Below are 25,595 nucleotides of genomic sequence, written 5' to 3'. Positions count from 1 at the left end.
GGCCGGAGAGTGCTCCGGTCAGTCCGCCATCGTCCGGGCGTGACTGAGGAGGAGAAAGAGAGGCGCAGTGTAGTCGATGGCCCACTCGTTGGCCGAGTACGACGCCGTGGCGTCGACGTAGCACTTCGCGGGCGGGGCGTCGGTCTCCGCGATGTACTCGGCGAGACACTCGTCGTCGCCGTTACGGTTGGCGCCGCTGACGACCATCCCCGGCAGATAGGTTCCGGTCCCCTCCACCAGTCGGTCGTGGGGGTTGCGCGGCGGGTGGGTGCCCTGGCCGGTCACGTAGCTGTAACCGGTCGGCGTCCGCCCGAGCGCGTAGTGCAACTGGTCGAGCGCGCCCGCGACGTAGCGGTCGTCGGGTTCGATCGCGTCGGCGAGCAACAGCATCCCGCCCTTCGAGAGCGCCAGCTTGGTCGACGCCCAGTGGTAGTCCGCCGTGTCGAGCCCGCAGCGGTAGCCGTCGGCCTCGATGTCCGCGACGAGGTCGTCGGCGTACTCGAGAAAGGCGGATTCGAGCCGGTCGGCGCGGGCGTCGTCGGCGGCGTCGGCGGTCAGGTAGGCCCACTGGCCAAGCGAGAGCGTGTCGTCCCAGACCGGGGCCCGGGGAGCGGCGTCGAACAGGTCGACGAACCGGACCTCCAGGTGGTCGGCGTAGCGGGTGTCGCCCGTGGTCTTCAGTAGCTCGGCGGTCGCCCAGAACCGCTCCTCGCGGTCGGTGTCCTTGCGGTAGGGGCCGGACCCGTCGTCCTGCCCCGCGTCGAAGCGGAACTCGGGTTCGGGGTTCGACGCGAGGTAGTCGTGGGCCGCCCGGGCGTTCTCCAGGGCGCGCTCGGCGAACGTCGGGGCCCAGTTGGCGTACACCCGCGCGGCCATCGCCATCGCGGCCGCGTACTGTGCGGTCCCGAACGTCGACAGCCCGTAGACGTACCGCTCGCGGTCGTCGTCGGCCGGCGCCTCGTCGATGTCGGGCCACTCGCGGGCGGCGACCTTGTGATACACCGCCCCGTCCTCCCGCTGCATCCGTTCGAGCCACTCAAGCTCGAACTTCGCCTCGACGAGCAGGTCGGGGAGTTCGGGCTCAGCGTCGTCTGCCGACCCCTCTGCCGTCGGTCGCTCGCCTGCCGACCCCTCGGCTGCCGACCCCCCACCCGCCGACCGTTCGACCGGCAGGTCGCACTGGCCAGCCGCGAACGCGTCGGGATAGCGCTCGTAGGCCAGCAACATCTGCCCCACCGTCACCGCGCCCGGCGGGACGTACTTCCCGTAGTCGCCGGCGTCGTACCAGCCGCCGGAGACGTCCAGCCGGTCGCCTTCCTCGCGGAACGCGTCGCCGAAGTACAGACGCGCCTCGGCGTCCTGGGTGTGGCCAGCCGGCACGTCCAGCCCGGTGATGGGGTCCTCGACGGCGGTGTTCGAGCGCTTCAGCGTGTAGAGCCGGACGGTATCTGCGAGGGTTCCGTCGTACACGTCCGCACCGACGCGGAACGGGACCGACCGGTCGACGGTCTCCCGCAGGTCGCCGTCGGCTGTCTCGCCCCGGCCGACCGCGACGCGGTACTCCCCCGGCTCGGAAAGCGGCGAGAAGTCGGCGCGACGGACCGTCTCGCCCGCGTCGGGGTCGTCGACGGGGTCCGAGAGCCCACTCGCGAATGCGAGAGTCCCGTCCCCGATCTCCCGGACGGCGAACCGGTCGGCGTCGGCGGCGACGACGGCCTGCTTCGGCGCGGACGGGAGGTAGCCGACCTGGTCGACGTGTACCCGCTGTGTGGGTCGCTCGGATCCGGGTTCGAACTCGCTCATTCGTTGGCGGCCGTTGCCGACCGCCGACCAAAAGCGCGCGGTTGGTCGGGTAACTCTCCGGTACCGCCGGTTGCCCGCGCGGTTACGGCCGACCCTACCCGAAAAATCGACCGTCCCCGAACAGTCTCTCCGGAACCCGAACGGGCAAGCGTGCGGGCGGCGACCGATCGAGTATGCCCGACACGCGCGTCACGGTCTGGAACGAGTTCGTCCACGAGCAGGAGTCGGAGACGGTCGCCGACATCTATCCCGACGGGATCCACGGCGCCATCGCCGACGCCCTGGAGGAACGGGGTTTCGACACGGAGACGGCCACACTGCAGGACCCGGAACACGGCCTCACCGAGGACGTGCTCGACGCGACGGACGTGCTGACCTGGTGGGGCCACGCCGCCCACGACGAGGTCGACGACGAGATCGCCGAGCGGGTCGTCGAGGCCGTCCGCGACGGGATGGGCCTGATCGTCCTCCACTCGGCGCACTTCTCGAAGGTGTTCAAGCGGCTGATGGGGACGAGCTGTTCGCTGAAGTGGCGCGAGGCCGCCGAGCGCGAGCGGCTGTGGGTCATCGAGCCGAGCCACCCAATCGCCGACGGCGTCGACGACTGCATCGAACTCGACGAGGCGGAGATGTACGGCGAGCGCTTCGACGTGCCCCAGCCCGAGACGCTCGTCTTCAACTCCTGGTTCGAGGGCGGCGAGGTGTTCCGCTCGGGGTGTGCGTACCGACGCGGGAACGGCCGGATCTTCTACTTCCGTCCCGGCCACGAGACCTACCCGGTCTACCACAACGAGGAGATCCAGGACGTGCTCGCCAACGCCGCCGAGTGGGCGGCGCCCAGCGACGACCGCGCCACCTCCAGCGGCGGCAACACCGAACCCCGCGAGGACATCGACACCTCCGACGAGCGGACGGTCCACTGATCGGATCGAGGCAACAGACGGGAAGGTCGCCTACTCCTCGGCGGTCGGCGGCCGCGGCGTCTCCACGTCCTCCTCCTCTTCGTCCTCGTCGGGGCGGAACTGCGGTGCGATCTTCCACTTGAAGTAGGCGGTCCAGCCGAGCGACGTGAAGCCGAACAGGACGAACACCCAGACGTTCAGCGGCGGCGCCCCGGGCGTCGAGAGCCAGAGCGCGCTGAACATCACCCCGAAGGTGTAGATGAACACCGCCCCGTCGACCGGTTCGATTCCCATACGCGCCCTCCGGCGGCCGGGTGCAAAGAACTGGCGTTCGACTCGCTCCGGTACCTTCGGCGGCCGTAACCCGACTCAGCCGTCCGAACCCGCGGTCCGGCGGAGCGTCCCCGCCTGGACGTGGTAGTGGACGGGGGCCGTCGGCTCCGCGCGGCTCATCCCCAGCGAGCGGTCCTCCTCCGCCGCGACCGCGAACTCGCTCAGCTCCGCCCAGACCCCGACCCGGTCCCCGGCGAACACGAAGTTCGGGACCGCGTAGTTGTACCAGCGAGCGCAGCGCCGGGCCGCCTCGCGGAACCCCTCGTCGTCGGTATCGGCGTCGCGCAGCCGGTCGACCGCCTCGCAGAGGGCGACCGTCTCGCCGGCCTCGTGGTCGTAGCTCCCCCCGGCCTCGGCGTAGTCGACGCCGTCGACCGCGAGCGCGCCGGGCTCGCCCGGGAGCGTCACCGACGCCGGGACCGACGCCAGCGGCGGCTCCTCGCGACAGCTCCCCAGCGGGTTGCCCGCCGCGGCGATCGGCGGCATCGCCATCCAGCTCTCCCCGACGGAGACCCAGTCGCCGTAGTACGGCAGCACCGATCGGCCGGCCGGCACGTTCGAGACGAGGAGGTCGAACCCGCCCGCCTCGACGTTGCCCTCGTAGGAGATACCGCCGGCGAGCAGCTGTTCGACTTCGATGGCGACCCCGAACGACTCCAGGCCGGCGACGAGCGTCTGCACGTCGCCGACCTCCGACGAGAAGACCGAGAGCGTCAGCGACAGCCCCTCCCCGTCCGGCCCCGTCCACAGGCCGTCGACGCGCTCGTAGCCGGCCCGGCGCATCCACCGCGCCGCCAGGTCCGTGTCCGGGGCGAGCGGGTAGGTGTACAGCGACTCGACGAACGACTCGCCGAGCGCGCGCTCGGCGACCGACCCGAACGTCCCGGCGTCGGACGAGGGCGCCGTCGACCCGCGGCCGTACTGGTTGAACCGCATCCGTTCGAACGGCGCGGCGGCGACGATGGCGCGGCGCACCCACAGCCGCCGGAGGTGGTCGTTCGCCCAGTTGAACGTGAGCTGGCGGCCGCCCCCGGCGGGGTTGGGCCAGGTGGTCAGCTGCTCGATGTCGTCGGGGACCTGCTTCCGGAAGAGGTCGGCCTTCGACTCGGCGATCACGCCCCTGCCGAAGTCGATCTCGTCGCCGTTGACGAAGTCGCGCGGGTCGTACATCGAGCCCGACGGACGGCCCCCGCCCCCACCGCCACTGAGGCCCGCCATCCGCGGCGCGCTCGTCCCCGCCGCCCCGCAGACGATCCGGAGCGTCGGCCGGTCGGTCGGGCCGGGGTACTCCGACCTCGGTTCGGCGTAGACGACTTCGGTGTTCGTGCGCAGGGCGTGGGGGAGTTCGATCAGTTCGCTGGTCACGTCGTCGGCCGACCCGACCTCGTAGCGACCGGTTCCGTACCCCTCCTCGGCGAACGTCTCGGCACTCAGTTTACCCTGGCGGTAGTCGAGGTACCGCTGCCTGACCGCGTCCTCCGTCGTCGCGTCCTCGAACCGTTCGACCCAGGGCTCGCTGTAAGCGGGCGGCAGCGGCGGCATCCCCGGGTGAGCGTTCGCTCGCGCGGCCGCCGGATTCGTCGGACCGCCGAGCGGCGAACGGCGATAGAGGGTGTCGCTCTCCAGTTCGCCCCCGAACGGCTCCTCCCGGAACGCGCCGTTCGTCTCCAGCCACTCGATCCGGTCTTTCAGGTAGTACGCCCGGCCGTCGAGCGGTTCGCCCGACCAGTAGGTCAGCCGGTCGTCGAAGCGGTAGCGGACCGACCCGTCGTCGGTGACCTCGAAGGACTCGACGGCGCAGGGCACCGACAGCTCCGACCCGTCGACCGTCCAGGTGTGGCCGCTCGTGAGCGAACGACCGGACGGCGCGTGCGTGGGGAGGACGAGACTCTGGAGGAGCCCCTCGAAGTGCGGCCGGCCGGCGGGCGTGTTCATGTTCGGCCCCATGTCGAGCGTGCTGGGCTGTGCGCCGGTCATCACCGACACGACCGGCCCGTCCGCATCGGGTCGCCGACCGGCCGTGGTCGTGTCGGCGTCGTCGGACTCGTTCGAACAGCCCGCCAATGCCGTCGCGGCGGCCGCGCTAGCGAGCGAGATGAACCCTCGCCTGTCAACTCGCCCGGGATCCGCCCGTCTACCACCACCGGCCCTACCGTCGGCCCCGCCAGGGCCGCGCGCGTCGCCAGCCATCGATGGCGGGAAGTAGTGACAAACAGACTTAAAGTTTCGGCCGGACGGGTAGCAACGTTTATTCGCCGCCGGTGGCCGAGAGACGGGTATGCACCGGACGTTCGAGACGACGACGGAACGGCGCCAGCGCGCCCTCGACGGGCCGTGGGAGTTCGTCACGGACCCCGACGACGAGGGCCGCGAGGACGAGTACTACGAGTCGTTCCCGAGCGAGCGGGCCGACCGTATCTCCGTCCCGAGTTCGTGGAACGCCCACGCCGAGTACGCCGACTACGTCGGCCCGGCGTGGTATCGACGGACCGTCGACCTCCGGGAACCGGGGTCGCTGCTGTTCAGGTTCCTCGGCGTCGCCCGCGAGGCGATGGTCTGGCTGGACGGCGAGGAGGTTGCCAGCCACGAGGGCGCGTACACGCCGTTCACCGCGCTCGCCCGGGACCTCGACGCGGGCGAACACGAACTCGTCGTCCGCGCGGACAACACCCGCACGGATCGGACCCTGCCCCACGAGGACGCCGACTGGTTCCCCCACGGCGGGATCCACCGCGAAGTGGTCGTCGAGACCGTGCCGAGCGTGTACCTCCGCGACCTCGCGGTCGAGTACGACCTCTACGGCGACGAGGCCGCGGTCGAGGCCGAGGTGACGCTACACAACACCGGCGCCCGCCCGGCCGAACCCGAGCTGACCGTCTCGGTCGGCGACGCCTCGGTCACCGAGTCCGTCGAGGTCTACGGCATGGACGCCCGGACGACGACGCTCGCGTTCGACGTGCCCGATGTCGACCGCTGGGACCCCGAGGACCCGACGCTCTACGAGGTCGAAGCCCGGCTGAGCGGCGAACAGGCCGACGAGCGCGAGGACGAGGTGTTCGCCGACGACCTGCGCGACCGGATCGGCTTTCGGGCCGTCTCGACGAACGGCCGCGAGATCCTCGTCAACGGCGAACCAGTCGAGATCGCGGGCGTCAACCGCCACGAGGCCCATCCCGAGTGGGGGTCGGCCCAGCCGCTCCGCGTCCAGGAGCGTGACCTCGACATCGTCCGGCGGGCCGGCTGTAACGCCGTCAGGTGCTCGCACTACCCGAACCACCCGCGCTTTCTCGACCTCTGTGACGAGGCGGGCGTCCTGGTGATCGAGGAGATCCCGCTGTGGCAGGTCGACGAGGCCTCGATCGTCGCCTGCCAGGAGCGCGCCCAGCGCGTGCTGATGGAGATGGTCGAGCGGGACCGCCACCACCCCTCGATCTTCGCCTGGAGCCTCTCGAACGAGTGCGCCAACGAGGAGCCGACCGTCGCCGAGGTGACCCGCCAGCTGAAGTGGGCCGTCGACGGGGTCGACGGCTCCCGCCTCGTCACGGCCGCCTCCAACACCGACTGGGAGGGCGAGACCGACGAGGTCTTCGAGGTCTGTGACTTCCTCTCGGTCAACGCCTACTGGGGCTGGTACCGCGACGGCGACTGGGAGGAGTTCCTCGACGAGGTCGCCGAGAAGTACGGCGAGAAGCCCATCGTCGTCACCGAGTTCGGCGCGGGCGCCGTCCCCGGCGAGCGCACTCACGAGGGTCGCAAGTGGTCCGAGTCCTACCAGGCCGACCTGCTCGCCGACTGCGTCGACCTGTTCCGCGAGCACGACGACGTCGCCGGGTTCACCGTCTGGCAGTTCTGCGATACGCTCACCGACCCCGACCAGGCGATGACCAGGCCGCGGACGCACAACAACAAGGGCATCCTCGACGAGTACCGCCGGCCCAAGGAAGCCTACCGCGTCCTCCGCGAACGGCTGGCCGACGACGGCTGAACAGCCGGCTCGCACCGCCTCCCCCGTCACACTGTCGGTTCGAACGCTGTCCCCGTCGCACCGCCGGTTCGGGCCCTCTCGTCCGCCCGTTCCCTGTCGCCGCACTCGCTTCGGCCGGTCGGGGCCGAACGCCGCCCACTCCAAACGTTTACTCGATATCGAGTGAGAATTATTACACTCGTAATTCTGTAATCTCGTGTCATTCGATCGAAACAGTTCCGGAGAGTCCCGGGTGAGTTCTGTCGAGATAGACCACGCTGTCGGACGGATCGCCGCGCCTCTCACTCCGTCACTGCCGAACACGGTCGATCCATCGACGTACTGGGGCTGTGCAGGAGAGAACGGCTTTCGGACTCTGGAAAACGCCTGGGGTCTCGATCGGGAGTCGCGTTCGTCTACACGTCGACCCACTCGCCGGCGTCGTCGGACTCCTCGACGGCGGCGAGCAGTTCCTGGACGCGGTAGCCGTCCTCGAAGGAGGGCAAGTGGGCCTCGTCGGCCGCCGCGGCCGAGAGGAACTCGTAGTTCTCGTGGACGAACGTGTGCTCCCAGCCGATGACGTGGCCCGGGGGCCACCAGTGGTCGATGTACGGGTCGTCGGGATCCGTCACGTTGATCGTCTGGAAGCCCCGATCCCCCTCGGTGAGCAGTTCCAGCTCGTTCAGCCGTTCGAGCGAGAACGAGAGGCTGCCCTTCGAGCCCTCGATGGCGATCGTGTGGTCGTTCTTTCGGCCGTTGGCGAACCGCGAGGCCTCGAAGGTGGCCATCGCGCCGCTCTCGAACTCGGCCTGGGCCGTGTAGGCGTCGTCGACGGTCACTTCGCGAGTCTCGGTCGACCCGCCGCCCTCGCCCTCCAGCGAGCCCTCGTCGCCGCCGGGGACGGGCCGCTCGTCGACGAACGTCTGGAGGTGGCCCGACAGCCGCGCGATGTCGCCCGCGCGGTCGCCGACGAGGAATCGCGCCAGGTCGATGGTGTGGGCGCCCAGGTCACCCAGCGCGCCCGAGCCGGCGACCTCCTCGGAGTTGCGCCAGGACCACGGTGCTTCGGGATCGACCAGCCAGTCCTGCAGATACTGCCCGCGGACGTGGTGGATCTCGCCGAGTTCGCCCGCATCGATGAGGTTCTTCGCGTACTGGATGGCGGGGATGAACCGGTAGTTGAAGGCGATGCCCGCGGTGGCGTCCGAGTCGCGGGCGGCGTCACGCATCCGCTCGGCGTCTTCGAGGGTGTGCGCCAGCGGTTTCTCACAGAAGACGTGCGTGTCCGCTTCGAGCGCGGCGATGGAGGGGTCGGCGTGGACGTTGTTCGGCCCGAGGTTGTAGAACACGTCCACCTCCTCGACCACGTCTTCCCAGTCGGTCGCGTACCGCTCGAATCCCAGCTGGTCGGCCGCCTCGGCCAGCGCCTCCTCGTCGCGGCCGACGATCACGTCGCGCTCGACCTCGGGGGCCTCCGGAAAGAACATCGGGAGGCGCGCAAGCGCGTTGGCGTGGGCCTTGCCCATGAAGCGGTAGCCGAGCACGCCGACGGAGAGTGGTTCGTCACTCATGGTTTCAGGCCCAGTAGGCGTCGCCGGGGGTCGTCTCGAAGACGGAGCGCTGGAGCACGTCGATGGCCTTCTCCAGCCCCTCGTTGGGCGAGGTCAGCGAGTCCTCGTGCTCGATGGAGAGGGCGCCGTCGTAGTCGACCATCCGCAGCGTCGACACCACGTCCTTCCAGAACTCCTCGCCGTGACCGTAGCCGATAGAGCGGAAGAGCCACGAACGGTCCGGCTCCTCCGTGTAGGGTTCGGTGTCGAGGACGCCCTTGACGCGGGAGTTAGACTCGTAGACCTTCGTGTCCTTGGCGTGGAAGTGGTGGATGGCGTCCTCCTCGCCGAGGAAGCGGATGGCCTCGGTGATGTCGATGCCCTGCCAGAACAGGTGCGACGGGTCGAAGTTCGCGCCGATGTACTCGTTGGTGCGCTCGCGGAGTTCGAGCATGCCGGTCGGTTCGTAGACCAGCATGTTGGGGTGCATCTCGATGCCGACGTACACGTCGTGGGCTTTCGCGTGCTCGGCGATGTCCGACCAGTACTCCTCGGCGACCTCCCACTGGTACTCGTGGGCCTCGTGGTGCTCGTTGGGCCACGGCGCAGTAATCCAGTTGGGCACCTCGCCCGCGGGGCTGCCGGCGGGCAGTCCCGAAAAGGTCGTCACGGCGTCGACACCGAGCTGGTCGGCCAGCTCGATGGCCTCCCGGAGTTCCGTGTCGGCCCGCTCTGCCCGCTCGTCGTCGGGGTGCAGCGGGTTGTTGTGGGTCGCCAGCGCCGAGACGTACAGGTCGTGCTCGTCGAGCAGGTCCTGCAGTTCGGCCTGGGCGTCCTCGTCGTCGAGATACGCCTCGCGCGGGAGGTGGTCGTCGCCGACGAACCCGCCACAGCCCAGTTCCACCGCGTCGACGCCCTGGTCGGCCAGGTACGCGAACGCGTCGTCGATCGATTCGCCGCCGAGTGCCACGGTCAGCACACCTACGTCCATGTGTGTTCACCTCTCTCGAACGCTCAAAAACTCTTGCGATGGCGGTGCCCCTCGCCGCGGCCCCGGGCGGTCTTGCCGGGGTGATTCGGCCCGTTCGCGGAGTGTCGACGCTCGCCGGGACGCCTCGACGGTCGGAGTCGACGGGGCGGCGACCGGGGTCGTGGTGTCGCGATTCGCGCGGCCGGCCGTCGCCCGGCAAAACTAAATACTGGCTGGCCATCACAGTCAGTAGCATGAGATACTTTCGAGTGACGCGCGGGGACGACGAGCGGCTGGTAGTGTCCGACGGAGACGACGCATACGACCTGACGAGCGCGCCCGGCGGTCCGTCGACGGTCGTCGAACTGCTCGCGGCCGACGAGACGCGCCACGGCCTCGACGAGGCCGCCGAGGCCTACCTCGACGACGCCGAGGAGATCGAGATCGACGACGACGACCTCGTCCTGCCCGTCGAACCGCCCGAGGTGTGGGCCTCCGGCGTCACCTACCAGATCAGCGAGGAGGCCCGCCAGGAGGAGAGCGACAAACCCGACGTGTACATCGACGTCTACGAGAGCGAGCGCCCGGAGGTCTTCTTCAAGGCGACGCCCAGCCGGACGGTCGGCCCGGACGACCACGTCGGCATCCGCGGTGACTCGACCTGGGACACACCCGAGCCGGAACTCGCGGTCGTCCTCTACCAGGGCGAGATCGTCGGGTTCACCATCGGCAACGACATGTCCAGCCGCTCGATCGAGGGCGAGAACCCGCTGTACCTCCCCCAGGCGAAGGTCTACGAGCGCTGTGCCGCGCTCGGTCCCTGCGTGGCCTCGGCGAGCGAGGTCGACGACCCCCACGACCTGGAGATGACGATGCAGATCCACCGCGACGGCGAGGTCGTCTACGACGGCACGACCAACACCGGCGAGATGGTCCGCACCTGCGAGGAACTGACCTCCTATCTCACCCGCCACAACGTCGTCCCCGACCTGACCGTTCTGATGACCGGAACGGCCCTCGTTCCGGAGGGCGATTTCACCCTCCGCGAGGGCGACCTCGTCGAGATCGATATCGAGGACATCGGGACGCTGACGAACCCGGTCACGACGGTCTGACGGCTTCGAAGATTGGCTCGGTTCCGAGTGAACTTCTGAACGACCGTTTGCGATTGCAGAACGGTTATTACCGCCCAGTGTATTGGCTCCGGGTATGGCGCAGACCGCGCGGAACACGGTGAAATCGGTCGAACGCACCTTCCGGATCATCGGTGGGCTGCAGGAGCTCGGGGGCGCGGGCGTGACGGAGCTGTCGACGCACCTGGACCTGCCCAAGAGTACGGTCCACAACTACCTCAGCACGCTCGAACAGGAGGCCTACGTCGTCAAGGACGACGACGAGTACCGCATCGGCCTCCGCTTTCTCGAACACGGCGCGTACGCCCGCAACCAGTCGCAGATCTTCGAGATCGCCCGGCCGGAGCTCGACCGGCTGGCCGACGAGACCGGCGAGCTCTGTAACCTGCTCGTCGAGGAACACGGCAAGGGCACGTACCTCTACCGGACCCGCGGCGAGAACGCCGTCCGCGTGAAAGAACACGTCGGCAACCGGGTCTGTCTCCACAGCACCGCGCTGGGCAAGGCCATCCTCGCACACCTCTCGGAGGAGCGCGTCGACGAGATCATCGACCGCCACGGCCTTCCCGAGACGACCGAGCGCACCGTCACCGACCGCGACGAACTGTTCGAGAACCTCGCCGAGATCCGCGAGCGCGGCGTCGCGTTCGACGACGAGGAACGCCTCTCGGGCCTGCGCTGCGTCGCCGCGCCCGTCCTCAGCAACGACGACCGCGTCCTCGGCGCCATCTCCGTCTCCGGCCCCTCCCACCGCTTCGAGGACCACCGCTTCCGCGAGGAACTCCCCAAGCGCGTCCTCGAAACCGCCAACGTCCTCGAACTCAACGTCACTTACTCGTAACTCGGCTATCTATCCGTTCCCTGTCTACTTCTCGTACATGACGGTTCCAGCGCATTTCTCGGCGCCGTAATCACGATCGGACCCCGGTCGGCGTCGACCCCCGATACGGGGCGTTTCGACGGCGTCTCCGACACTCTACGATATCGCGGACCGAACCGTCGTGACACAGCCCCCTGGTGCTTTCCGAACCGATTTTCGGGCGCACTGTCGGCTCTAACCCGGAAACGTTCGACCTGGACCGGTACGAAGTCAGTCCGTCTCGATCCTGGCCTAAGACGGATCGATGAGTAGTATTTAGATTCGACAGTTTGGAGCCGGTGACGGCCGGTGCGGGCGCCGGCAGACGAAACCCCCTTGTCGCGGCGTCGCCAAGCGGTGAGCGTGACAGACGACCAGGGGAAGCCGTCGCTGGACCGGTTCCACGAGGCGGTCGAGGCGGCGGGCAACCCGGTGTTGACGACCGAGGAGGTCGCCCGCAACGTCGAGGAATCCCGCGAGACCGTCGAGTCGTGGCTCGCCGACCTCGAACGGGAGGGGTCGGTGGTGAGCCGGGACGTGTCCCAGGACCCGACGGTGTGGTACCCGGCGGAATGGACCGACTACGCCGACCGCGAGCGGTTCGTCGTCTTCCCGGACCGCCGCCAGATCGTCGTCGACCGACCCGCGCAGTTCACGCGCGCCCAGCTCTCGCAGTTCGCGCGGCTGGTCGACACCAACGGGGACCAGGGGTACGTCTACGAGATCGACGACTCCGACGTGTGGCAGGCCCCCTACGAGGACCTGAAGGGACTGCTCGGGACGGTCCGGGACGTGCTGCCCCAGCGGTATCCCGACCTGGAGGAGTGGATCGGCGACCAGTGGAAGCGTGCCCACCAGTTCACCCTGAAGACCCACGAGGACGGCTACGTCGTCCTCGAGGCGGCGACGGAGAACCTGATGGGCAACGTCGCCCGGCAGAAGCTCGGCGACGAGCACCTCCGGGCGCCGATCTCCGACACGGAGAGCTGGGTCGCCGAGGAGGCCACCGCCGAGGTCAAGCGGATCCTCTACGAGGCGGGCTACCCCGTCCAGGACGAGCGGGACCTGGAGTCGGGCGACCCGCTCGATCTCTCCCTCAACCTCGACCTGCGCGAGTACCAGCACGACTGGGTGAGTCGGTTCATGGAGACCAAGTCGGGCGTGCTCGTCGGACCGCCCGGGAGCGGCAAGACCGTCGCGGCGATGGGGATCGTCGAGCGCGTTGGCGGGGAGACCCTGATCCTGGTCCCCAGCCGCGAACTCGTCCGGCAGTGGCGCGACGAGCTGCTCGCGCATACGACGCTGGACGAGACCCAGGTCGGCGAGTACCACGGCGGGAAGAAGGACGTACGGCCCGTCACGGTCGCCACCTACCAGACCGCGGGGATGGACCGCCACCGGCACCTGTTCGACTCCCGGGAGTGGGGACTCATCGTCTACGACGAGGTCCAGCACGTCCCCAGCGACGTGTACCGCCGGAGCGCGAACCTCCAGACCCGCCACCGGCTCGGCCTCTCGGCGTCGCCCGTCCGCGAGGACGACCTGCAGGAGGAGATCTTCACGCTGATCGGGCCGCCCATCGGCACCGACTGGGACGCGCTGTTCGACGAGGGGTTCGTCGCCGAACCCACCGTCGAGATCCGCTACGTCCCGTGGACCGACGACGACCACCGCAACGAGTACGTGGGCAGCGAGGGCCACGAACGGCGCCAGATCGCCGCCTCGAACCCCGCGAAGGTCGAGGAGACGCGGCGGATCCTCCGGGAGCACCCCGAGCAGAAGGCGCTGGTGTTCGTCGACTACCTCGACCAGGGCCGCGAGCTGGCCGCGGCGCTGGACGCCCCGTTCATCAGCGGCGACACCCCCCACCACGAGCGCGCCCGGAAGTTCGAGCAGTTCCGCGAGGGGGCGCTGGACACGCTGGTCGTCTCGCGGGTCGGCGACGAGGGGATCGACCTCCCCGACGCCTCGCTGGCCATCGTCGCGTCGGGACTGGGCGGGTCCCGGCGGCAGGGCACCCAGCGCGCCGGCCGGACGATGCGCCCCGCGGGGCGGGCGCTGATGTACGTCCTGGCGACGCAGGGCGCCCGCGAGGAGGAGTTCGCCCGCCGACAGATGCGCTACCTCGCCGGCAAGGGCGTGCAGGTACGGGAGCGCACCGTCGACGCGCCCGACGACGGCGAAGACGACTCCGAAGACGCGGACGCGGACGGCGAGGCGGAACCGGAGGAACCGACCGATGGGGACGACGAATCGGCCGGGGAAGACGACGACACGAGTCTCGCCTGAGGACCGGCCCGGGACACGGGAACATGTTCGCCGACAGGGGTTCGCGTGAGCGACTCCTACGAAACGGTATGTCCGTCAGCCACGACGACGTGGAGCCGGTGACCGACCGCGTCCACGACAACTCCTGGTCCGCGAACCTGGAGAAACCCCACCACGCGGAGGACCGCGACCTCGTCGTCTCGCAGGCGCTCGACGCCGTCGAACACACGGCTCCCGGAAACCACGTCAACCTCGTGACCCACGGCGAACACGGCCACCCGGAGACGTATCTCTACGACGTGCTGGAGGAGTACTTCGGCGACGCTATCGACTACGAGTACGTCGAGCAGTGCGGCTGTGGCGGCCACGTCGTCCGCGCACACGTCGAACAGGCAGTTTAGAACAGCACGGCGGCGGGCGGGCCGTCCGGCCGCCAGTCCGGCGCTACTCCTCCGCGGCGAGTTCCTCGCGTTCGGCGCGCTTCTCCTTCACGTCGTCGATGAACGAGTCGACCGAGACCCGCTTCTCGCCGATCGTCGCGCCGACGATAGCGCCGAGGGCGCCGCCGGTGCTGGCGGCGTTGCGGCCGACGAGGCCGCCGATCCCGGCACCGACGGCGGCGCCGATGGCTGCGTAGCGAGCACGGCTCAGGACGCGTTTGATCCGTTTCTGCATACCGGTTACTTCGGCGATGACGGGGATAAATGTGACCCTCCCGAGAGGTCTCGCGTGTCAATGACTGCCATACCTGCAAAAAATTTAATATAAATCCGTGTAGACGTATCGGGTACGCTCCCAGACGAGCGGTGATCCCGACCATGACCGAACTCAGCGCGTATCCGGCGTCCGCAGGGGCCGACGGCTCGGCCTGCCCCGACGCCGGGTCCGCCGTGTCCGCCGATGCGCCGGTGGGCGACGGCAATCGGACTCCTGCGCGGGTTCGGTTCGACGGGGTCGACCGCATGCTCGAACCCATCGCCGCGTGAAGGTCCGCAGGCCGCCCGGGCTCCCAGTCCGGTGACGGCTGTCGGTTCGAGCCTCTCCGGGCTCTTCCTGTGACAACCGCGTCGTGGCCACGGGTCCGTCCCGCCTGACGCCAGACTCCGAAGTCTCGACGGTCCCGTCTCCACGACGCTGCAGTCACGATACGCTCAGCCCCCCTCAGACTCGCGCCCGTCCGGCCGGTCGCCGATCCGACGGTGACCTCGCGGGCCGGCCTCGCCGGCTCGCCGGTCGGGCGCGAGGGTGAACCAGCGCCAGCTGTGCCGGCCAGAGGCATCACTGCGCTTCGGACGCCCCTCGGAGGCAGCGGGCGGCGCGTTCGACTCGCGCCGGGCGTCGTATGGCAGTCCATGCCACAACCCAGGTGGAAGCGACGGCGGAGATCGACCTGTGGGTCCCCCGGGACACGATGGCGGACCTGGAGAGCGGCGTCCGGACGGTCGTCGCCGACGCGGCGGGCGTCGAGACGGCCGAGGTCACCGGCGTGACCGACGTGACGCCGCGCGCGACTGACATCCGCGTCACCGCCACGGTCTGGGTCGTCCTCCCCGACCACGAGGTCGACCCCGGCGCCGTTCGGGAGACCCTCGAAGACGGCTTCGGTATCATGGAAGCGAGCGTCCAGGTTGCCGAGGCGGCCGAGGCGTGAACGGCGGCAACTACCGACGGCGACCTCGCGGCGGGGTCGCCCCGGTCCTTCGCTCCCCGCAGTCACAGCGGAGTGACGCCGGCAGACGGCCGGAGCGGCGGGTTCGATCCCCGCCGGGGAGTCTGGTGAGAGCCATGTTGTGCATCATCGCGCCGGAGTACGCGTCGCGGGACGACGAGTCGCGACACCGCTCGGCGGACGGCGAGGCGATCGGCGAGAGCGAAGCCGACGAATCGGAGGACGGGACGCAGTCCGAGGACGACCCGTCGGACGGCGAACTACTGCCGACGACGGCGGTCTGAGAACGGCTCAGGGCGACCAGCGGGCGTCCGAGAGGGTCCGCTGGACGGCCTCTTCCCCTACGGCTTCGGCGAGCGTCTCGAAGCCCGCCCGCTCGCCCCGGTCGCCGGCGTTGGCGACCAGCCGGGAGACGATGAACTCCGGGGTCGAGCGACCGACCGTCTCGAAGCGGGGCTGGTAGTCGACCTCCAGGTCCAGGTCCGGGGTCAGCCCCTCCGCGAAGATGCCGTCGACGCGGGCCTCCGGCGGCAGCGGTTCCAGGTCGTCGGCGAGGTGGGTGACGAACACGCCCAGCGCGCCGCGGTCGACGCTCAGGCGGACGAGCCCGTGGAGCAGGTCCGCGGCGCTGCCCGGTTCGGTGATCGCCTCGAACTCGTCGACGAGCATCAGCGTCCGGCCCTCGTCGGTCAGCGGCGGCACGACCGAGCGCAGCGTCGACTCCAGGACGCCCGCGTTGAAGCTGGCGTGGCGGCGGTGGAAGACGACGGTATCGACCACGCCGACCTCGGCGCTGTCGGCGGGGACCGGCAGCCCCATCTGGGCGAGCAACTGGACCTGACAGAGCGTCTCCAGCAGGGTCGTCTTCCCGCCGCTGTTGGCCCCTGTCAGGACCGCGACGCGGTGGTCACGCGGCGGGGCCGACGCCGCCGCCACGTCGAGGTCGTGGTCGCCGACGGCGTAGGTGACCGGCTGGACCGAGGCCCCGCCCGCGACCAGCGAGAGGTTCCGAGCGTTCTCGACGGCGACCGTCTCGCGGTCGACGAACGTGGGCCGCTGGAGGTCGAACTCGTCGGCGAATCGCGCGAGCGAGACGTACAGCGCCACGTCGTCGACGGCGGTGACGGCGGCGTCGATCTCCTCGCGGGCCGATTCGAGCGTCTCCTCCAGCCGGTCGGCCACCTCGGCCTCCCGTTGCTCGACGGCGGTCCGCAGGTCGCCCGCGAGCGCCCGCAGCGTCTCGGCCACGAAGTCGCCGGCGTCGGTGGCCTCGCCGGGCATCGCCTCGCGGACCCTGGCCACGTCCACGTCCGTCTCGCTCGTCACGTGGCGTACGAGCGTCTCGCGGAAGTCGTCGGCGCCCCGCGCCCCGGACTGGACCTCCTCGGCGACGCCCTGGGGGGTGGCCGCCATGTCCTCGACGCTCGCGAGCGTCGCCCGCAGCGAGTCCAGCCGGTCGTCGGCCCCCTCGCCGATGCGGTCGTCGCCGCCCTGCAGCCCGGCGAGCGCGGCCGCGGCGTCGTCCAGCGTCTCGTCGTCCAGCTCGGCGATCGGTTCGAAGACGCCCTCGGAGACGCCGGCCGCCGAGAGCGCGAGCGCGGTCCGGACCGCAGCGAGTTCCCCGCCCTCGTCGCCCGCGGCGAAGGCGTCCTCGACGGCCTGGCGAGTCTCGTCGTCGAGTGCGGTCCAGGCCGCGCGGGCTTCGAGGACGCGGTCGATGCGCTCTGCCATCTCCTCGCGGGAGCCCAGCGGCGTGAGGATGCGGATCCGGCTGGCGGCGTCCTCGGTCAGCGCGTACTCGCCGGCGAGGTCGAGGATCTCCTTGTACACCTCGCGGGTGTCCCGCGTGGCGAGCACGTCCATCGCCTCGCCGCCCTGCGCCCGCCGGAGGATGCGCGTCGCCCGCCCCTGCGAGAGCCCGGCCGCGACCAGCGCGCGGGTGTCGGCCGTCTCGATGGCCTCGACCGCCCGCTCGACGCCCAGTTCGTCGGCCAGCAGGTCCCGGGTCTTCGGCCCGATACCCCAGTAGTCCTCCAGTCGCATGCCCGGTGGGTGGCTCCCCGCCGGTAAAGTCGTTTCTCGTCCGCTCCCCGGTAGGTGCGACTCGGTCGTGGCTCGGGCGACGGTGAACGGGATTCTTGACGGGCGAGCGCGTAGCCGACGCCATGACCGACCCAGGGGACCCCGACGGCGCGGGCGACGGCGTCGAGGACGCCGCTACGGGGGACGACCCGGAGGACCCCGCCGCGGACGCCGAGGACACCTCCACCGCGGACGGAGCCGGGGAGTTCCCCTGTCCGGAGTGTGGCGACCCGCTGCCGGCCGACGCGCGCTTCTGCCCCCGGTGTGCAACCCCGATCGGCGAGGACGGCGAGGCGGTCGCCCTCTCGGACCTGGACGACCGGTTCGACGGGGACCCCGCGGAACTCCTGTCCGTCGAGGGCGGCGAGCGCCGCGCGTCGGGACGGGTCATGGTCGTCGCGGGTCTGGCGGTCGCGCTCCCGCTCGCGCCGCTGGGGCTCTTCCTCGCGAACACGGTCCGCCCGCTGTCGATATGGAACGCGGCGCTCGTCTTCCTCGGGTGCTGGCTCCTGCCGGGCGCGTACCTCGCCCGCGCCCGCGTCCCGGCCGAGGCGTTCGCGCGGAGCTGCTACCTGATCGCCGCCGGGGCCGCGCTGATCCCGGTCGGCCTCCGGTTCGGCGGGAACGGCCTCGCCGCGGGCGAGCTCTCGGTGTCGGTCGCGACCGTCACGGCGGTCGCCCTGCTCGTCGCCGGTCTGGCCGCCCTGCTCGGGCGGTTCATGCACCGACAGGCAACCAGGCGGGTCAACGGCGATCTACGGGCGTTCGAGGACGCGCGACCTGACTCCGAGGAAACGGAGAAGAACTGACTAATCGAACATCCCGGTCGACATGTATCGCTCGCCGCTGTCCCAGTAGACGGTGACCACGAGGGGATCCACGACGCCTTCGTCGACCAGCCGCTCGGCCACGCGCCTGGCGACGAGGTTCGTCCCGCCGGAGGACTGGCCGACGAAGATGCCCTCCTCGCGGGCGAGACGGCGACACTCAGCCTCGGCGGCGTCGAGTTCGACCGTCTCCACGTCGTCGAGCAACTCGCGGTCGAGGTTGTCGCTGACGAAGCCGGGTCCCATCCCCTGGAAGTCGTCCTCGCCGGGTTCGCCGGTCGAGAGGACGGCGTTGCTCGCCGGCTCGACCGCGACGATCTCCAGGTCGGGGAACTCCTCGCGCAGGCGGCGGCCGATCCCGGAGATCGTCCCGCCGGTACCGACGCCGGCGACGAAGGCGTCGGGCTCGCGGCCGTCGAGCTGGTCGAGGATCTCGGGGCCGGTGGTCCGGTAGTGGGCCTCGGGGTTGGCGGGGTTGTCGAACTGTCGGAGCTGGACGTGGCCCGCCTCGCGTTCGAGTTCGTCGGCCCGGTCCTTGGCGTCGGAGATGTCGCCGTCGACGAGTTCGATCTCGGCGCCGTAGGCGCGCATGATCTCCCGGCGCTCGGGGGACTTCGAAGCGGGCATGACGAGCGTCACGTCGTAGCCCTTCGCCGCGCCCACCATGGCCAGCCCGATGCCGGTGTTGCCGCTGGTCGGCTCCACGATGGCGTCGCCCTCGGTGAGCGTCCCGTCGCGCTCGGCGGCCTCGACCATCCCCTTCGCGGGCCGGTCCTTGGCCGACCCGCCCGGGTTGAACGATTCGATCTTCGCCGCGACCGTCGCGCCATCGGGAGCGTCGACCGCGACCAGCGGCGACCCGATGGTGTCCAGGATGCTCTCTTTCACTGGCCCCGCGTACGACACGAGCGCTTAAATGGCCCGTGACAGCGGCAGGGAGTGCGGTCGTCGGTGACGGCCGGTAGCGATGGCGTTTCAGGGCCCGTATGCCGCGATTTTCCGGGTTTCCTATGCAGGCCGAACGGCCTTTCGCCGGCCACTCCAACGCTCGGGTGAGCCGCTCGACGGGGGAAACCGTCGACCGGTGACAGCACCGCGGTATCCGGATCCAGCATGTCTCACAACAATCCCAACAACCGACGACAGCAGAGCCAGCACAACCAGCAGCAGTTCGGCGGGCAACAGGGCCGCTCGATCGGCGGCCAGCATTCGGCCCACTCCCACCAGCGCGACCAGCAGGGGCAGTTCGCCGGCCACCAGGGCCAGCAACAGCACCAGCAGGGGCAGCAGCCCCAGCAGCCCCAGCAGCATCAGCCGACCCAGCAGCAGAGCCACCAGCAGCAGGGCCAGCGAGGACAGCAATACCAGCAGCCCCAGCAGCGTCAGCAAGGTCAGCAGCCACAGCAGAGCCACCAGCAGCAGGGCCAGCGAGGACAGCAGCAGGGTCAGATCCCTGCCAGCCAGCAGCCGGCCGGGCAGCAGGCCGGCTTCCCCGGCCAGCAGGGCCGCGGCGGCGACCAGGGCGCCCAGGACCAGCGCCACTCCCAGCAGTTCCGGCAGGAACACCGCCAGATCGCCCAGCAGCTGCCCCGTGACCAGTCCGGGCAGTTCACGTCGCCGTCGCAGGGCGGCCACCAGCAGCAGGGCCGTCAGCAGTACCAGCAGCAGGGCGGCCACCAGCAGCAGAGCCGTCAGCAGTACCAGCAGCAGGGCGGCCAGCAACAGGGTCGCCAGCAGGGCGGTCAGCAGTTCGGGGGCCAGCAAGGTCATCAGCACCAGGGTCGTCAGCAGCAAGGTCACCAGCAACAGGGTCGCCAGCAGCACCAGCAGCAGGGCCGCCATCAGCAGGGCGGCCAGCAATTCGGCGGCCAGCAGGGCCGCTCGATCGGCGGCCAGCAATTCGGCGGCCAGCAGGGCCGCTCGATCGGCGGCCAGCACTCCGCACACTCCCAGCAGCGAGACCAGCAGGGCCAGTTCGCCGGCCACCAGGGCCAGCAACAGCACCAGCAGCGACAGCAGCATCAGCAGAGTCGACAGCAGGGCCAGCAGAGCCACCAGCAACAGAGCCGCCAGCACCAGCAGAGCGGTGGGAGCAACGACGACCGGGCCAGCGGCCAGAGCGGCGGCCAGGGCAACACCCGGGGGCTGACACAGGAGGCCCGGCGCCGCGGCGGTAAACACTCCGCACAGGAGCAGGAGCGCGACGAGAGCGGACAGTTCACCGGCGACGATAGCTAACCGCTCCGCCCCGCGGCTCCGTGACCGCCCACACAGTACCGTCCCCCTGTCGACCCCGACCGGCGCAACTTTTTCCGCGGACTCCCCCGTACCGACGGGTGTGTCCGGAACCGTCGCGGAGACCTACGCGGCCGCGCTCCAGCACGACATCGCCGACCTGCCGGAGGGGGCGACACTCGTCGGCGTCGTCCGCCGGCCGACGGGGTGGTTCTCGGCCCTGGTCGACGAGAACCGGCCCGAACTCGGGCCGCCCGAGTCGCTGCTCTCGGAGACGAAGGAGCGCCAGGAGGACTTCCGGCGCCAGGGGCTGTGCGACGAGGAGGCCCACAACGCCGCCTGGGGCGAGGTCGACTTCGAGGCGCAGTACCGCGAGCACCTCGCGGGCGGGGCGGCCGACGAGGCGCTCTCGGGACTGGCCGCACGGGTCGCCGACGGGGAGTCAGTCGCGCTCGTCTGCTTCGAGGGCGACGACAAACGCTGTCACCGGCGGATCCTCGACGACGAACTCCGCGAGCGGGCGACCGAGTCGGCGGACTGACCGGCGGGTGGCGGCGCTGAGACGAGCGCACCGCGCGTGAACGGAGCGCTGTCGTTAAGCCACCCCGTGCGCAAGGGAGTGGTATGTCACTGGAGACCATGGACCCGAACCCGGTGTGGACCGAGGAGGCCTACGCCGAGACGGTGGACGTGCTCGCGGCGCTGGGCGACGAACTCACCTACAAGGTCTGGGGGGGCGACTGGTGTATCGACTGCCGCTCGCAGCTACCGGACTTCGGCGCGGCGCTCGACGCCGCGGGCGTCCCCGACGGCCGGATCGAGGAGTACGCCGTCGAGAAGGAGGACGACGGCACGAAGGTCGGCCCGAAGGTCGAGGAGTACGACATCGAGTACATCCCGACGGTCGTCGTGGAGCGGAACGGCGAAGAGGTCGCCCGCTTCGTCGAGGAGGAACCGGTCCCCATCGCCGTCTACCTCGCCCGGGAACTCGACCACCTGACCACCGCCTGAGCGCGGTCGGTCCACCGGTCCCGCCGGTTCTCCGCTCGCGCATCCTTCTCCCCGCCAGCCCTCGTTTTTCCCGGTCAGTCCTCGACCCGCCTCGTCAGTCCTCGAACCACGCGAGCGCCTCGTCGAGGTCGTGGGCCGGCGGCGAACAGGCCCGCGACCGGCAGGCGTACACCGTCGGTTCGCCGTCGCGCGCCTCGCGGCTCGCCCAGATCGGCGGTGCCTCCGCGAGGCCGAGCGCGTCGAGCCACCCGTCGAGCGCGTCATCGGTCGGCGGTCGCGGCGCGAGCACCCGCCGCGGGACGTAGGTGTCGGCGAGTGTCTCGCGCCACGACGCCGGCATCGACTCCGCGGCGAGCGTGAGTTCGTGGGCGCCCCGACGGTAGGTGTCGGCGGCGAGCGCGAGCGAGGGGTGCTGCTGGGGGTTCGACTCCACCCTGTTGCCGTGCGTGGCGAGCACGCCGCCGGCGACCGACTCGAAGCGGTCGTGGTCGACGAAGGCGTCCAGCGCGAGTAGCAACTCGGCGGCCACGCCCGCGCTGGAGGGGGTCGACTGGTCGGCCAGTTCCTGCGGGCGGGCGACCAGCGACTCGCCGCTCTGCGGGGTGAAATACAGCGTCCCCTCCGAGTCGTCCCAGAACTCCGCCTCGATACTCCGGGCCAGCTCCAGCGCGAACGCGAGGTGGTCGACCTCGCCGGTCACCTGGTAGGTGTCGAACGCGCCGCGCGCGAGGAACGCGTAGTCCTCCAGGTACCCCCGGATCGCCACGTCGCCGTCCTTGAACCGCCGGGAGAGCCGCCCCGAGTCGGCGTCCCACAGGTGTTCGCGGGCGAAATCGAGCGCGTCGGCGGCTGTCTCGGCCCACGCCTCGTCTCGCGGACGCCGTCCGCTCGACCCGTTCGAGGCGCTGCGCGCCTCGCCGTCGTCGACCAGCGCCGCCTCGGCGAACGCCGAGACCATCAGGCCGTTCCAGCCCGCCAGCACCTTCTCGTCGCGGGGCGGGCGCGGGCGCTCTTCCCGAGCGGCGAAGACGGCCGCCTTCGCCGAGTCGAGCAGTTCCTCGGCGTCGTCTGTCGAGAGCCCGTAGTCGTCCGCGAGCGACTCGACGGACTCGCTCCGGGTGAGGACCGTCCGCCCGTCCTCGAAGTTCCCGGTCGGGGTCACGCCGTAGCGCTCGCGGAAGATATCGGCCGCGAGGTCGGCCTGCTCGCCGGGGATCCCCTGGTCGGGGCCGTACTCGGCGATCGCGTCCTCGATCCCGTCGGGCGTCCAGACGTAGAAGGCGCCTTCTTCGCGCTCACCGCTCCCGTCTTCGCTCGTGTCGTGGCCGCTCCCGTCCGTCGGGGCCACGCTCTCGGCGTCGAGCGTGCTGTAGAAGCCGCCGTCGGGGTGGGTGAGTTCGCGCTCGACGAACTCGAGCGTCTCGCTGGCGGTCTCGCGGTAGCGCTCGCGGCCGGTGAACTGGTAGCCGGTCAGGAAGACGCGGGCGAGTTCGGCGTTGTCGTACAGCATCTTCTCGAAGTGGGGGACGACCCACTCGCGGTCGGTGGTGTAGCGGTGGAAGCCGCCGCCGACGTGGTCGTAGAGGCCGCCGTCGGCCATCGCGTCCAGCGTCTCCCCGACGACCTCGCGGTAGGCGTCCCGGTCGTCCGCGCGGTGGGCGCGCATCAGGGCGCGCAGGCGGCCGGGCTGGGGGAACTTCTGGCCCTGGCCCCAGCCGCCGAACTCCCGGTCGGCGCCCCGGAGCGCGGCGCTCGCGACCGTGTCGAGCACGCCCTCGTCGGGCGCCTCGCCGGGCTGGTCGGGCGTCGACTCAAGGTCGTCCTCGATGGCCTCGGTCCACTGGCGGGCCCGGCTCTCCATCTCCTCGCGGTCCTCGGGGTCGTTCCAGGACTCGGAGATGTCTTCGAGCAGTTGCCGGAAGCCCGGCGCGCCGCGCTTCGGCTCCGGCGGGAAGTACGTGCCGACGTAGAAGGGGTCGCCGTCGGGCGTGAGCCAGGCGTTGAGCGGCCAGCCGCCGCGGCCGCTGACCTGCTGGCAGATGCTCATGTACACCGAGTCGATGTCCGGCCGCTCCTCGCGGTCGACCTTGATCGGGACGAACTGCTCGTTGAGCAGTTCGGCGATTTGCTCGTCCTCGAAGCTCTCCTCCTCCATGACGTGACACCAGTGGCAGGCGGCGTAGCCGATGGAGAGGAAGATGGGTTTGTCCTGTTCCTCGGCGGCCGCCAGGGCCGCCTCGTCCCAGGGCTGCCAGTTGACGGGGTTGTCGGCGTGCTGGCGGAGGTACGGGCTCTCCTCCTCGTCGAGGCGGTTGCGGGCGGTGGGGTCGGCGTCGGTCATGGACGCCCGTACGCCGGGGACGCCGAAAAGGGACCGGGAACGGGACGGGCGGGACGACCCGGACGGGACGGCCGGGACGGCGCAACGCGGCGGCACCGAAACTCCCGTCGGGACAGAGACGCCGCGGGGACTACTCCACCCAGAGGGTCTTGCGGTTGACGAACTCCTTGATCCCCGCCTCGGAGAGTTCCCGGCCGTAGCCCGACTGTTTGACGCCGCCGAAGGGAACCCTGGGGTCGGACTTCGTGAGCTGGTTGACGTACGTGCAGCCGGCGTCGATCCGCCGGGCGACGCGCTCGCCGCGCTCGCGGTCCTCGGTCCAGATGCTCGCGCCGAGGCCGAACTCCGTGTCGTTGGCCTTCTCGACGGCCGCGGCCTCGGAGTCGACCTCGTAGACCGTCGCGACCGGCCCGAACAGCTCCTCGCAGTCGGCCGGACAGCCCTCGGGGACGTTCGTGAGCACCGTCGGGGGGTAGAACGCGCCGTCGCGGTCCATCGGCTCGCCGCCGGTGACGACCTCGGCGCCCGCGTCGACGCTCGCCTCGACCTGCTCGTGGAGTTCCGCCATGAGGTCCTCGCGGGCCTGCGGACCGACCTCGGTGTCCTCGTCCATCGGGTCGCCGACGGTCAGCGACTCGACCTCGTCGACGAACCGCTCTACGAACGGCTCGTACACGTCCGTGTGGACGACGAAGCGCTTGGCCGCGATACAGGACTGCCCGCTGTTGAGGTTGCGCGCCCACGCGCCTGTCTCGGCGGCGTCGTCGAGGTCCGCGTCGTCGAGGACGACGAACGGGTCGCTCCCGCCGAGTTCGAGCACCGTCTTCTTCAGTTGCTCGCCGGCCGACGACGCGACGGCCCGGCCCGCGGGGCCGCTCCCGGTGAGCGTCGCCGCGCGGACGCGGTCGTCGGCGATGATGTCGTCCACGCGGTCCGACGGCGCGAGCAGCGACTGGAAGACGGCCTCGGGGTAGCCCGCCTTCCGGAGGACGTCCTCGATGGCCTCGGCGCAGCCGGGGACGTTCGAGGCGTGTTTCAGCACGCCGACGTTGCCGGCGGTGATGTAGGGCGCGATGAAGCGGAAGACCTGCCAGAACGGGAAGTTCCAGGGCATCACCGCCAGGACGATCCCCATCGGTTCGTAGACGGTCTTGACCTCCGTGCCCGGCGGGCTCGGGTGGTGTTCGTCCTCGAGGTAGGTGTGGGCGTGTTCGGCGTAATGCTCGCAGACCCACGCGCACTTCTCGACCTCCGATTCGGCCTGGGAGACCGGCTTGCCCATCTCCCGGGTCATCAGCTCGGCGTACTCCCGTTTGTTCTCGCGGAGCACGTCGGCGGCCGACTCGATCAGCTCCTCGCGGTCGGCCAGCGGCCGCTCGCGCCACTCCGCGAAGGCCGCGTCGGCGTCCGTCAGCGTCCGTTCGACGGCCGCCCCGTCGGCTTCCTCGTAGGTGTCGATGCGCTCGCCGGTCGCGGGGTTGACGACCTCCATCGCTGGTCGGGTATCGGCCGCGACACACTTATTTGCGAGCCCCGTGGGCGGTCGGCCGCGCTGACGGCGGCGGCAGTCGCTCGGTCCGCGAGCCGGTTCGCCCGCGCGGATCGCGTCGTCCGAAAGGCAACCTTTAGGCACCCACCGCGCCGGATA

Annotated in this window: 23 protein-coding genes; 12 read left to right on the top strand and 11 right to left on the bottom strand. The window is 70.3% G+C overall.

The genetic code is table 11. The annotated features are described in order from the left end of the window. Nucleotides 1-18: 18 nt before the first annotated feature. On the bottom strand, nt 19-1,803 hold the full coding sequence (locus tag ACMGFG_RS03415) for a glycoside hydrolase family 9 protein (RefSeq protein WP_436928953.1): 1,785 nt from the start codon (nt 1,801-1,803) through the stop codon (nt 19-21). 173 nt (nt 1,804-1,976) lie between these two features. On the opposite strand from ACMGFG_RS03415, the gene ACMGFG_RS03410 reads away from it, so the two are divergent. After that, entirely contained in the window at nt 1,977-2,726 is a 750-nt protein-coding gene (locus ACMGFG_RS03410) for a ThuA domain-containing protein (RefSeq protein ID WP_436928952.1), read from the top strand. A 30-nt stretch (nt 2,727-2,756) separates the two neighbouring features. On the opposite strand, the gene ACMGFG_RS03405 is transcribed toward ACMGFG_RS03410, so the two are convergent. Together ACMGFG_RS03405 and ACMGFG_RS03400 are read right to left on the bottom strand one after the other, a co-directional pair. After that, nucleotides 2,757-2,999, bottom strand: coding sequence for a DUF8074 family membrane protein (locus ACMGFG_RS03405; protein ID WP_436928951.1), 243 nt, complete (start codon nt 2,997-2,999; stop codon nt 2,757-2,759). A gap of 75 nt (nt 3,000-3,074) precedes the next feature. Further along, nucleotides 3,075-5,228: a periplasmic substrate-binding domain-containing protein gene (locus tag ACMGFG_RS03400; protein ID WP_436928950.1), complete on the bottom strand. Its 2,154-nt coding sequence runs from the start codon at nt 5,226-5,228 to the stop codon at nt 3,075-3,077. Between the two features lie 88 nt (nt 5,229-5,316). On the opposite strand from ACMGFG_RS03400, the gene ACMGFG_RS03395 reads away from it, so the two are divergent. Beyond that, nucleotides 5,317-7,023, top strand: a complete 1,707-nt coding sequence (locus ACMGFG_RS03395) for a glycoside hydrolase family 2 TIM barrel-domain containing protein (RefSeq protein ID WP_436928949.1) — start codon at nt 5,317-5,319, stop codon at nt 7,021-7,023. A 395-nt stretch (nt 7,024-7,418) separates the two neighbouring features. Here ACMGFG_RS03395 and ACMGFG_RS03390 read toward each other — a convergent pair whose 3' ends face one another. Together ACMGFG_RS03390 and ACMGFG_RS03385 are read right to left on the bottom strand one after the other, a co-directional pair. Then, on the bottom strand, nt 7,419-8,573 hold the full coding sequence (locus tag ACMGFG_RS03390; RefSeq protein ID WP_436928948.1) for a Gfo/Idh/MocA family protein: 1,155 nt from the start codon (nt 8,571-8,573) through the stop codon (nt 7,419-7,421). A 4-nt stretch (nt 8,574-8,577) separates the two neighbouring features. Beyond that, the gene (locus ACMGFG_RS03385; RefSeq protein ID WP_436928947.1) at nt 8,578-9,543 is read right to left on the bottom strand and encodes a sugar phosphate isomerase/epimerase family protein; all 966 of its coding nucleotides are present in this window, start codon (nt 9,541-9,543) and stop codon (nt 8,578-8,580) included. Nucleotides 9,544-9,776: 233 nt separating this feature from the next. Between ACMGFG_RS03385 and ACMGFG_RS03380 the strand changes: the two genes are divergently transcribed. The 4 genes from ACMGFG_RS03380 (at nt 9,777) to ACMGFG_RS03365 (ending at nt 14,183) form a co-directional block, all read left to right on the top strand. Next, a complete protein-coding gene (locus ACMGFG_RS03380; RefSeq protein WP_436928946.1) occupies nt 9,777-10,637 on the top strand; it encodes a fumarylacetoacetate hydrolase family protein in 861 nt (286 codons plus the stop codon). Nucleotides 10,638-10,731: 94 nt separating this feature from the next. Next, nucleotides 10,732-11,496 carry an IclR family transcriptional regulator gene (locus tag ACMGFG_RS03375; protein WP_436928945.1) on the top strand — a complete coding sequence of 255 codons (765 nt, stop codon included), beginning with the start codon at nt 10,732-10,734 and terminating at the stop codon, nt 11,494-11,496. A 354-nt stretch (nt 11,497-11,850) separates the two neighbouring features. After that, nucleotides 11,851-13,803: a DEAD/DEAH box helicase gene (locus tag ACMGFG_RS03370; RefSeq protein WP_436928944.1), complete on the top strand. Its 1,953-nt coding sequence runs from the start codon at nt 11,851-11,853 to the stop codon at nt 13,801-13,803. 68 nt (nt 13,804-13,871) lie between these two features. Next, nucleotides 13,872-14,183: a CGCGG family putative rSAM-modified RiPP protein gene (locus tag ACMGFG_RS03365; RefSeq protein ID WP_436928943.1), complete on the top strand. Its 312-nt coding sequence runs from the start codon at nt 13,872-13,874 to the stop codon at nt 14,181-14,183. Nucleotides 14,184-14,226: 43 nt separating this feature from the next. On the opposite strand, the gene ACMGFG_RS03360 is transcribed toward ACMGFG_RS03365, so the two are convergent. Next, entirely contained in the window at nt 14,227-14,457 is a 231-nt protein-coding gene (locus ACMGFG_RS03360; protein WP_436928942.1) for a hypothetical protein, read from the bottom strand. A gap of 143 nt (nt 14,458-14,600) precedes the next feature. On the opposite strand from ACMGFG_RS03360, the gene ACMGFG_RS03355 reads away from it, so the two are divergent. From ACMGFG_RS03355 to ACMGFG_RS03345, 3 genes are all read left to right on the top strand, one after another. Then, nucleotides 14,601-14,768 (top strand): hypothetical protein, encoded by a 168-nt coding sequence (locus ACMGFG_RS03355; protein WP_436928941.1) that lies wholly within the window; start codon nt 14,601-14,603, stop codon nt 14,766-14,768. Between the two features lie 356 nt (nt 14,769-15,124). After that, on the top strand, nt 15,125-15,433 hold the full coding sequence (locus ACMGFG_RS03350; RefSeq protein ID WP_436928940.1) for a hypothetical protein: 309 nt from the start codon (nt 15,125-15,127) through the stop codon (nt 15,431-15,433). A gap of 134 nt (nt 15,434-15,567) precedes the next feature. Then, entirely contained in the window at nt 15,568-15,735 is a 168-nt protein-coding gene (locus tag ACMGFG_RS03345) for a hypothetical protein (RefSeq protein ID WP_436928939.1), read from the top strand. Nucleotides 15,736-15,742: 7 nt separating this feature from the next. On the opposite strand, the gene ACMGFG_RS03340 is transcribed toward ACMGFG_RS03345, so the two are convergent. Further along, a complete protein-coding gene (locus tag ACMGFG_RS03340) occupies nt 15,743-17,494 on the bottom strand; it encodes a MutS-related protein (protein WP_436928938.1) in 1,752 nt (583 codons plus the stop codon). Nucleotides 17,495-17,616: 122 nt separating this feature from the next. On the opposite strand from ACMGFG_RS03340, the gene ACMGFG_RS03335 reads away from it, so the two are divergent. Then, nucleotides 17,617-18,342 (top strand): zinc ribbon domain-containing protein, encoded by a 726-nt coding sequence (locus ACMGFG_RS03335; protein WP_436928937.1) that lies wholly within the window; start codon nt 17,617-17,619, stop codon nt 18,340-18,342. Here the strand turns inward: ACMGFG_RS03335 and ACMGFG_RS03330 are convergent, their stop codons facing one another. Next, nucleotides 18,343-19,248 (bottom strand): PLP-dependent cysteine synthase family protein, encoded by a 906-nt coding sequence (locus ACMGFG_RS03330; RefSeq protein WP_436928936.1) that lies wholly within the window; start codon nt 19,246-19,248, stop codon nt 18,343-18,345. A 120-nt stretch (nt 19,249-19,368) separates the two neighbouring features. Further along, nucleotides 19,369-20,541 carry a hypothetical protein gene (locus ACMGFG_RS03325; protein ID WP_436928935.1) on the bottom strand — a complete coding sequence of 391 codons (1,173 nt, stop codon included), beginning with the start codon at nt 20,539-20,541 and terminating at the stop codon, nt 19,369-19,371. 157 nt (nt 20,542-20,698) lie between these two features. Between ACMGFG_RS03325 and ACMGFG_RS03320 the strand changes: the two genes are divergently transcribed. Beyond that, nucleotides 20,699-21,136 (top strand): DUF488 family protein, N3 subclade, encoded by a 438-nt coding sequence (locus ACMGFG_RS03320; protein WP_436928934.1) that lies wholly within the window; start codon nt 20,699-20,701, stop codon nt 21,134-21,136. Nucleotides 21,137-21,219: 83 nt separating this feature from the next. Then, nucleotides 21,220-21,606 (top strand): thioredoxin family protein, encoded by a 387-nt coding sequence (locus ACMGFG_RS03315; protein WP_436928933.1) that lies wholly within the window; start codon nt 21,220-21,222, stop codon nt 21,604-21,606. Between the two features lie 94 nt (nt 21,607-21,700). Here the strand turns inward: ACMGFG_RS03315 and ACMGFG_RS03310 are convergent, their stop codons facing one another. Beyond that, nucleotides 21,701-23,947 carry a thioredoxin domain-containing protein gene (locus ACMGFG_RS03310; protein ID WP_436928932.1) on the bottom strand — a complete coding sequence of 749 codons (2,247 nt, stop codon included), beginning with the start codon at nt 23,945-23,947 and terminating at the stop codon, nt 21,701-21,703. 130 nt (nt 23,948-24,077) lie between these two features. Continuing rightward, complete coding sequence (locus tag ACMGFG_RS03305) at nt 24,078-25,580, bottom strand: NAD-dependent succinate-semialdehyde dehydrogenase (RefSeq protein ID WP_436928931.1); 1,503 nt, start codon at nt 25,578-25,580, stop codon at nt 24,078-24,080. Nucleotides 25,581-25,595 lie beyond the last annotated feature (15 nt).

Source organism: Halosimplex halobium (assembly GCF_051414055.1).
GTDB lineage: Archaea > Halobacteriota > Halobacteria > Halobacteriales > Haloarculaceae > Halosimplex > Halosimplex halobium.
Note: the sequence above shows the minus strand (reverse complement) of the source record. Positions and strands in the feature narration are given on the sequence as shown.

Excerpts from the sequence above, each read along its gene's own strand:
- ACMGFG_RS03415 (WP_436928953.1), bottom strand. The coding sequence starts at position 1,803 with ATGAGCGAGTTCGAACCCGGATCCGAGCGACCCACACAGCGGGTACAC.
- ACMGFG_RS03410 (WP_436928952.1), top strand. The coding sequence starts at position 1,977 with ATGCCCGACACGCGCGTCACGGTCTGGAACGAGTTCGTCCACGAGCAG.
- ACMGFG_RS03405 (WP_436928951.1), bottom strand. The coding sequence starts at position 2,999 with ATGGGAATCGAACCGGTCGACGGGGCGGTGTTCATCTACACCTTCGGG.
- ACMGFG_RS03400 (WP_436928950.1), bottom strand. The coding sequence starts at position 5,228 with ATGGCTGGCGACGCGCGCGGCCCTGGCGGGGCCGACGGTAGGGCCGGT.
- ACMGFG_RS03395 (WP_436928949.1), top strand. The coding sequence starts at position 5,317 with ATGCACCGGACGTTCGAGACGACGACGGAACGGCGCCAGCGCGCCCTC.
- ACMGFG_RS03390 (WP_436928948.1), bottom strand. The coding sequence starts at position 8,573 with ATGAGTGACGAACCACTCTCCGTCGGCGTGCTCGGCTACCGCTTCATG.
- ACMGFG_RS03385 (WP_436928947.1), bottom strand. The coding sequence starts at position 9,543 with ATGGACGTAGGTGTGCTGACCGTGGCACTCGGCGGCGAATCGATCGAC.
- ACMGFG_RS03380 (WP_436928946.1), top strand. The coding sequence starts at position 9,777 with ATGAGATACTTTCGAGTGACGCGCGGGGACGACGAGCGGCTGGTAGTG.
- ACMGFG_RS03375 (WP_436928945.1), top strand. The coding sequence starts at position 10,732 with ATGGCGCAGACCGCGCGGAACACGGTGAAATCGGTCGAACGCACCTTC.
- ACMGFG_RS03365 (WP_436928943.1), top strand. The coding sequence starts at position 13,872 with ATGTCCGTCAGCCACGACGACGTGGAGCCGGTGACCGACCGCGTCCAC.
- ACMGFG_RS03360 (WP_436928942.1), bottom strand. The coding sequence starts at position 14,457 with ATGCAGAAACGGATCAAACGCGTCCTGAGCCGTGCTCGCTACGCAGCC.
- ACMGFG_RS03355 (WP_436928941.1), top strand. The coding sequence starts at position 14,601 with ATGACCGAACTCAGCGCGTATCCGGCGTCCGCAGGGGCCGACGGCTCG.
- ACMGFG_RS03350 (WP_436928940.1), top strand. The coding sequence starts at position 15,125 with ATGGCAGTCCATGCCACAACCCAGGTGGAAGCGACGGCGGAGATCGAC.
- ACMGFG_RS03345 (WP_436928939.1), top strand. The coding sequence starts at position 15,568 with ATGTTGTGCATCATCGCGCCGGAGTACGCGTCGCGGGACGACGAGTCG.
- ACMGFG_RS03340 (WP_436928938.1), bottom strand. The coding sequence starts at position 17,494 with ATGCGACTGGAGGACTACTGGGGTATCGGGCCGAAGACCCGGGACCTG.
- ACMGFG_RS03335 (WP_436928937.1), top strand. The coding sequence starts at position 17,617 with ATGACCGACCCAGGGGACCCCGACGGCGCGGGCGACGGCGTCGAGGAC.
- ACMGFG_RS03315 (WP_436928933.1), top strand. The coding sequence starts at position 21,220 with ATGTCACTGGAGACCATGGACCCGAACCCGGTGTGGACCGAGGAGGCC.
- ACMGFG_RS03310 (WP_436928932.1), bottom strand. The coding sequence starts at position 23,947 with ATGACCGACGCCGACCCCACCGCCCGCAACCGCCTCGACGAGGAGGAG.